The sequence below is a fragment of the Streptomyces sp. NPDC059524 genome (assembly GCF_042749255.1).
GTDB classification, from domain to species: domain Bacteria; phylum Actinomycetota; class Actinomycetes; order Streptomycetales; family Streptomycetaceae; genus Streptomyces; species Streptomyces xanthii.
In genome coordinates this window covers 337-6668 of the sequence record NZ_JBHYTK010000262.1, presented here as the reverse complement: position 1 = coordinate 6668, position 6332 = coordinate 337, and the positions used below count along the sequence as shown (strand labels likewise).

Annotated in this window: 6 protein-coding genes; 1 reads left to right on the top strand and 5 read right to left on the bottom strand. The window is 73.6% G+C overall.

What is annotated here, in order from left to right; translation table 11 throughout:
* Positions 1-758: adenosylhomocysteinase (locus ACFW9D_RS37500; protein ID WP_384629880.1), on the bottom strand; the 758-nt coding region annotated here is incomplete at its 3' end.
* 311 nt (positions 759-1069) lie between these two features.
* Here ACFW9D_RS37500 and lepB point away from each other — a divergent pair.
* Positions 1070-1732 (top strand): signal peptidase I, encoded by a 663-nt coding sequence (lepB, locus tag ACFW9D_RS37495; RefSeq protein WP_384629878.1) that lies wholly within the window; start codon positions 1070-1072, stop codon positions 1730-1732.
* 178 nt (positions 1733-1910) lie between these two features.
* On the opposite strand, the gene ACFW9D_RS37490 is transcribed toward lepB, so the two are convergent.
* The 4 genes from ACFW9D_RS37490 to ACFW9D_RS37475 form a co-directional block, all read right to left on the bottom strand.
* Positions 1911-2888, bottom strand: coding sequence for a cation diffusion facilitator family transporter (locus tag ACFW9D_RS37490; RefSeq protein ID WP_188338557.1), 978 nt, complete (start codon positions 2886-2888; stop codon positions 1911-1913).
* A 128-nt stretch (positions 2889-3016) separates the two neighbouring features.
* The gene (manA, locus tag ACFW9D_RS37485; RefSeq protein WP_384629876.1) at positions 3017-4168 is read right to left on the bottom strand and encodes a mannose-6-phosphate isomerase, class I; all 1152 of its coding nucleotides are present in this window, start codon (positions 4166-4168) and stop codon (positions 3017-3019) included.
* Positions 4169-4227: 59 nt separating this feature from the next.
* On the bottom strand, positions 4228-5355 hold the full coding sequence (locus ACFW9D_RS37480; RefSeq protein WP_384629874.1) for an SIS domain-containing protein: 1128 nt from the start codon (positions 5353-5355) through the stop codon (positions 4228-4230).
* A 28-nt stretch (positions 5356-5383) separates the two neighbouring features.
* A complete protein-coding gene (locus ACFW9D_RS37475; protein ID WP_018533654.1) occupies positions 5384-5554 on the bottom strand; it encodes a Trm112 family protein in 171 nt (56 codons plus the stop codon).
* Positions 5555-6332 lie beyond the last annotated feature (778 nt).

Below are 6332 nucleotides of genomic sequence, written 5' to 3'. Positions count from 1 at the left end.
TTGATGCCGTCGATCAGCGAGTGACGGCAGCCGTACTTGTTGTCGAACTTCGACTTGGTGACGGCGTCGTTCACGTTGATCGCCGGGAACAGCAGGGTGCCGTCACGGTGCATCTCGTACAGACGGTGGACACCCGTCGTGGTCTCCTCCGTCACACCACGGATCTCCGAGGCGAGCTGGGTCCACTTCTGCGAGCCGTTGGTGATGGTGCGGTTGAGGAGCTCGAGGATGACGCGGTGCTCGTCGGACTCGGCGGTGTCGGCCGAGGGGACCTTGCCGTCCTTCTCGTACTCGACGCCCTTGTGGACGAGGAGGGTGGCGTCACCACCGTCGTCGAGGATCATGTTCGGGCCGCCGGTGGGGGTGTTCGGCCAGGTCAGGGCCTGCTCCGTGCACCACCAGTACTCCTCGAGCGTCTCGCCCTTCCAGGCGAAGACCGGGACGCCCTGCGGGTTGTCCGGCGTGCCGTTCGGGCCGACGGCGATGGCGGCGGCGGCGTGGTCCTGCGTCGAGAAGATGTTGCAGGACGCCCAGCGGACCTCGGCGCCGAGGGCGACCAGGGTCTCGATGAGGACGGCCGTCTGGACCGTCATGTGCAGGGAGCCGGTGACGCGGGCGCCGGCCAGGGGCTGGGCCTCCGCGTACTCCTTGCGGATCGACATCAGGCCGGGCATCTCGTGCTCGGCGAGGGTGATCTCCTTGCGGCCGAACGCCGCGAGGGAGAGGTCGGCGACCTTGAAGTCCTGTGCGGAAGTCATGTGTGAGCTGCTCCTCGGTGCAGTGCAGTCGGTCGAGGTGGGCTGGTGCGCCGCGTCCTTGCGGGGCGGGCACGCATGGCTGGTCTGCGGGTGTCTTCGGACACAGGTGTCCTCCGATACTCGCAGCGCAGTCCGTCGGAGGCCCTCTCTCCCTCGGCCGACCCGGCGTGCGGGCCGCCCGACCGCCATCAGCAGCGACGTCTGGCTCGTGACGAATCTACACCGATCGCCTCGCCCGGCCCCACCCCGTCCGCCGGGGCTAGCCTCTCCCCGCGCGGCTCCGCAGGTGAGCGGCGCGGGGAGGGAAACACATGAAGAGGAGAACGCGCCGGCTGCGGGTGGCGGCCTGGCTGCTGGGGCCGCTGGGTGTGGTGGTGCTGGTGGGGTCGGCGGGGTGGCTCGCGACGGGGTATCGAGGGGTGACGGCGGCCGGCGGAAGCATGGAGCCGACCTACTCGATCGGCGCGCGGCTGCTGATCGAGCGCGTGGACGGGGACGAGGTGCGCCGGGGTGATGTGGTGCTGCTGTCGATGCCCTCGCGTTACGGCGGGCGGCCCGTGCTGCAGCGGGTCGTGGGGCTGGGCGGGGACCGGGTGGCCCACGCCGGCGGGCCGGCCGGGCCGACCCGCCTGAACGGGCGGGAGCTGGCCGAGCCGTATCTGCGGGGCGGCGAGGCGAACGGCGGCCCGGCCTACGACGTACGCGTTCCGCCCGGCCGGCTGTTCCTGATGGGCGACCAGCGGGGCGACTCGAACGACTCCCGCTACTTCCAGAGCGACCACGCGGGTTCGGTGCCGCTCGGCGCGGTGCAGGGGCGGGTCGTGGACAGTCCGGTGCGGCCGCTGGTGATCGCGGGGGCGGGGGTCGCCGGGCTGGGTTCGGCGATCGGGGGCCTGGCCTGCGGGGTCGCCGCGCGGCAGGCGCGGCGGCGGGACGAGGCGATGCGGCTGGCGGGGTGGCCGGTTCAGGAGTGACCAGATCAGGAGTCACCGGATCAGGGCGACCGGATCAGGAGTCACCGGTTCAAGAGTGACCGGATCAGGAGTGAGCCGGGGTCCGCGGAAGCGGGCGTGGGCGTGGGCCTGAGCGGGCGTGGAGATGCGAGAAGGGGGGCGGCGAGCCTGTGAGGCTCGCCGCCCCCCTTCGTTCAGGTCAGTGGCCCGGGGTCGGGGTGGGGCCGCCCGGGGTGGCCGCGGGGTCGGGGCCCTTGGCGGCCTCGGACTCGCTGTAGATGTCGGGCTCGAGGTAGATGACGCGGGCGATCGGGACGGCGGCGCGGATGCGGGTCTCCGCCGCGTCGATGGCGCGGGCGACCTCGGCCGCGGTGTTGTCGTGCCGGACGGCGATCTTCGCGGCGACGAGGAGCTCCTCGGGGCCGAGGTGGAGCGTGCGCATGTGGATGAGGCCGGTGACGGTGTCGCCGTCGACGACCGCCTTCTCGATCTTCTCGACCTCGTCGGTCCCGGCGGCCTCGCCGAGGAGCAGCGACTTCGTCTCCAGGGCGAGCACGATCGCGATGACGATGAGCAGGACACCGATGCAGAGGGTGCCGATGCCGTCCCAGACGCCGTCGCCGGTGGCGAGGGTGAGGCCGACGCCGAACAGCGCGAGGATCAGACCGATCAGGGCGCCGAAGTCCTCCAGGAGGACGACGGGCAGCTCGGGCGCCTTGGCGCGCTTGATGAACTGGCCCCAGGTGAGCTTGCCGCGCAGCTCGTTGGACTCCTTGATGGCGGTGCGGAAGGAGAAGCTCTCGGCGATGATCGCGAAGACGAGGACGCCGACCGGCCAGTACCAGTGCTCGAGGTCGTGCGGGTGCTTGATCTTCTCGTAGCCCTCGTAGACGGCGAACATGCCGCCGACGGAGAAGAGCACGATGGAGACGAGGAAGGCGTAGATGTAGCGCTCGCGGCCGTAGCCGAAGGGGTGCTGCGGGGTGGCCTCGCGCTGGGCCTTCTTGCCGCCGAGGAGCAGCAGTCCCTGGTTGCCGGAGTCGGCGAGGGAGTGGACGGACTCGGCGAGCATCGACGAGGAGCCACTGAAGAGGAACGCTACGAACTTCGCTACCGCGATGGCGAGGTTGGCGGCGAGTGCCGCCACGATCGCCTTGGCTCCGCCTGAAGCACTCATGTTGTTCCCGGTGTCCCTTCGTACGACCCGTGCTGCTGTGACGTCCTGTACCGCTGTGGCGGGAGGCGCTGTTTTGCTTGCCTTTTGCAGTGGGTCATTGTTGCAGCACGGGGCGCGTGGGACGGAGCTCAGGCCACCACTGTGGCCCGGAAAATCGTGCCCGTACCGGACACTTCGGCCTTCTCGCCCGCGGGGACGAACACGGACTGGCCGGGGCCGAGGTCGTTCGTGCCGGCGCGGACCGTGCCGGCGGTGCAGAGCAGGATCTGCGGGGTGGGGGCGGTCAGGTCGTGGCGGCCGCTGCTCGCGGGCAGGACGTAGCGCGAGAGGCGGAACTCGTCGATGGGGGTGTCGTAGACCTCTTCGCCGTCCGGGGAGGCCTCGGGGCGCAGGATCGCGGGGTCGGTGGCCTCGAAGCGGACGATGCGCAGCAGTTCGGGGACGTCGACGTGCTTGGGGGTCAGTCCACAGCGCAGCACGTTGTCGGAGTTGGCCATGATCTCGACGCCGAGGCCGTCCAGGTAGGCGTGCGGGACTCCGGCGCCGAGGTAGAGGGCCTCGCCGGGCTGCAGCCGTACGTGGTTGAGGAGCATGGCCGCGATCACCCCGGGGTCGCCGGGGAAGTGGTGGGCGAGGTCCGCATAGGGGGCGTAGGGGCCGGAGAGGCGCTGGGCTGCGGCGGTGGCCTCGGTGACGGTGTGCGCCATCTCGGTGCGGTCGGCGCTGAGGATCGCGGTGAGGACCTCGCGCAGGGCGGCCTCTTCGGGGTGGGCGCGCAGCAGGTCGGCGTAGGGCTTGAGGCTGTCGACGCCGAGGCCTTCGAGGAGGCGGGCGGACTCCTCGGGGTCGCGGAAGCCGCACAGGCCGTCGAACTCGGTCAGTGCGCACACGAGTTCGGGCTTGTGGTTGGCGTCCTTGTAGTTGCGGTGCGGGGCCGCGAGGGGGATCCCGGCGCGCTCCTCGGCCTCGTAGCCCTGCTGCGCCTGGCGCAGGTCGGGGTGGACCTGGAGGGAGAGGGGAGCGCCCGCCGCGAGGAGCTTGAGGAGGAAGGGCAGGTGGGGGCCGAACTTGGCGACGGCCTCGGGGCCCAGTTCGCGCTCGGGGGCGGCGTCGATGACCTCGTTGAGCGGGCCGCGGTCGGTGCCGGAGGGGGCGCCGGGGTGGGCGCCCATCCACATCTCGGCCTGGGGTTCGCCGGTCGGCTCGGTGCCGAGAAGGTGCGGGATGGCGGTGGCGGATCCCCAGGCGTAGGGGCGGATGGGGTTGGTGAGGCGGTCCATGGGGCCTTTCTCCGTACGCGTCGGGCGAGCCGGCGGACTGCGCGCCGGGCGGGACTACTTCACGCCGTGGAGGCGAGGCCCAGGTAAACGGCGGCGAAATCCGTGACGGCGATCAGCTCCGCGAGCGTCTCCAGATCGCTGCCCTCCTCGGGCTCCAGCTCGCTGATCGCGGTGTCGTGGGAGAGCGCGAGCTCGCGGGCGGCGGGGGCGGCGCTGAGGCTGCCGGCGGGCCGGTCGCGGAGCAGGACGACGCGGGCGCGCAGGGCCTGGACCTCCTCGACGCGGTCGCGGAAGAAGTCGTCGGGGTCGGCGCCCGCGGCGAGGGAGCCGGTGAGCAGGGCGCCGTGGGCGGGCATGGCCTCGGGCAGGTCGGCGGCGAGGGCGGCGCGGCCGGCCAGCTCGGCGAGCGCGGCGGCGAACCGGCGTCCGGCGGGGCCCGCGGCGGCGCCCTCGGTCCAGATCAGCGGGAGGGCCTCGGCGAGCTCGGAGGCCAGGGTCTTGGCCGGGTTGCCGTACGTGGCGATCGCGGGGCCGCATCGCTCGGCGGTACGGTCGAGGCGGTCGGCGACCTTCTCCAGGGCCTCGGGGGGCGCGTCGAGCAGGCCGGTGCGGTCGAGCAGGGCGAGCAGCGGGGTGAGCAGTGCCCACAGGGCGCCGGGGGCGGAGGCCGCGTCCGGCTCGTCCTGCTCGTACGGGGCGGTCGCCATGGGGACGAACAGGCCGTGGGCGCGGGCGACGGCCTCGGTGAGCGGGGCGCCCGCGGGGCCGACGGCGACGACGGAGACGCCGCGCCGGTAGGCCTGCTCGACGAGGAGGGACAGGCTCGGCTCGCTGCCGTCCGGGGTCGCTACGAGGAGCAGGTCGACGGCGCCCGCCCAGCCGGGCAGCTCCCAGCGCAGGGCGCCCGGGGCGGGTGCGACGCCGGTGGTGCGCAGCCGTACGACGGGGCAGGCGGCGCCCGCGAGGCGGCGCAGGAGATCGGAGACGCCGAGCGCGGCGGTGCCGGGGCCCGCGATCAGCAGGGTCCGGGGGCGGCCGTCGGGCTTCAGGTCGCCGATGCCGGCCTCGGTGGCGTGCAGGACCGCCGTGCGGACGCGGGCGCCCGCCTCGGCGGCACCGCGCAGCAGGCCCCGGCGGTCGGCTCGGGCGAGCGCGTCCGGGTCGTCCAGGAGGGTTTCGTCGAACATGCGTCGGTCTCCTGCTTCGCGGTGGGGGTTACGCGGGGCGGCGGGCCTCGTCGACGAGGAGGACGGGGATGCCGTCGCGGACCGGGTAGGCCAGGCCGCAGTCCTTGCCGGTGCAGATCAGCTCGGCGTCGGCCTCCTTCAGCGGGGCGTGGCAGGCCGGGCAGGCGAGGATCTCCAGGAGGCCGGCTTCGAGCGGCATGGGCGTTTCCCTCCGGGGGACGGACGTCGGGGTCCGTCGGGTCGTCGGTCGGTGTCTTCTCGGTGTCTTGGTGTGACCTGGTCAGCGTACCGCTGGGGGACGGGCGGGGCCCGGTGCCTGTGCCTCTCCGGCGGGGGCGGGGATCTGGCCTGGGCCGGGGTGGGGGTGCCTCTTGGATGGCTGGGTCGTCGGTGCGTCGGCAGGGGGCCGGGGGCCTGCTCGGCCGGGTGCCAGCGCTGAGGCAGGGCGGGCGGGGCTTGGGTCGCCGCCTCCTTGGTCGCGCGTCCGGCGCCGGGGTGCCGCCTTGCCCACCCGTGGCCGCCCCAGGCGGCAGACTGCCCAAGGCGGCGGCGGCCTGAGGGGTGGCCGGGGCTGGAGGTGCCCGGGGCTGGAGGTGCCCGGGGCTGGAGGTGCCCGGGGCTGGAGGTGCCCGGGGCTGGAGGGCTGTCACGATGCTGGGCGGGTGGAGGGCGTACTCGCGCGGGGAGTGGTGTCTGAGGCCGGAACCGGCGGCGCCTCCGTGCAGCCCGACAGGGGCGGACAGAACGTTGCCTGAGGGGCGGACGGTCGCTCACCGGCGCTGAAAGCGCCAGCGGTGCTTCCAGGCGGCGCCGAGCCTCGCCATCCAACCCGAGGCCAGGCGCCGGGCCGAGGGCCCCCGGGGGGGGGGGGGGGGGGGGGGGGGCCGGGGGGGTATCTGTTGAAACACAACCAGGGGCCGGAGGGCCGCCGGGGCCCCCCCGACAAGGCCCGGCCCCGAGCCGCGGGCCCGCGCCCC

Excerpts from the sequence above, each read along its gene's own strand:
- manA (WP_384629876.1), bottom strand. The coding sequence starts at position 4,168 with ATGGACCGCCTCACCAACCCCATCCGCCCCTACGCCTGGGGATCCGCC.
- ACFW9D_RS37480 (WP_384629874.1), bottom strand. The coding sequence starts at position 5,355 with ATGTTCGACGAAACCCTCCTGGACGACCCGGACGCGCTCGCCCGAGCC.
- ACFW9D_RS37490 (WP_188338557.1), bottom strand. The coding sequence starts at position 2,888 with ATGAGTGCTTCAGGCGGAGCCAAGGCGATCGTGGCGGCACTCGCCGCC.
- lepB (WP_384629878.1), top strand. The coding sequence starts at position 1,070 with ATGAAGAGGAGAACGCGCCGGCTGCGGGTGGCGGCCTGGCTGCTGGGG.
- ACFW9D_RS37475 (WP_018533654.1), bottom strand. The coding sequence starts at position 5,554 with ATGCCGCTCGAAGCCGGCCTCCTGGAGATCCTCGCCTGCCCGGCCTGC.